Source organism: Bartonella sp. AA81SXKL (genome assembly GCF_042196945.1).
Classification (GTDB): domain Bacteria; phylum Pseudomonadota; class Alphaproteobacteria; order Rhizobiales; family Rhizobiaceae; genus Bartonella.
Map to the genome: position 1 here is coordinate 310 of NZ_JBHIRH010000337.1, position 308 is coordinate 617.

General features: G+C 35.1%; 1 protein-coding gene. It reads left to right on the plus strand.

Annotated elements, in window-relative coordinates; all coding sequences use genetic code 11:
• Positions 1-308, plus strand: a 308-nt coding sequence (locus tag ACFINZ_RS11540) for a class I tRNA ligase family protein (RefSeq protein ID WP_375701587.1), incomplete at both ends; no start/stop codon positions are given.

A 308-nucleotide genomic window follows, 5' to 3' on the forward strand; every position in this document is an offset into this window, starting at 1 on the left:
ACAAATTCTTCAGACAAATGTCGATTCCTATCGTAAATTGCGGAATGCAATTCGCTGGATGCTTGGAACTTTAGCGCATGATGAAGGAGAAGAAATATCTTATTGCGTGTTGCCAGATCTGGAAAAATTGATATTACATCGACTTTCTGAACTCGATCAATTGGTGAATCGAGCGTATGATGATTTTGATTTTAAAAAGATTATGCGCGCATTGTTAGATTTTTCCATCACTGAATTATCAGCATTTTATTTTGATATTCGCAAAGATTCTCTTTATTGTGATCCGCCTTCATCAAAAAAACGTAAAG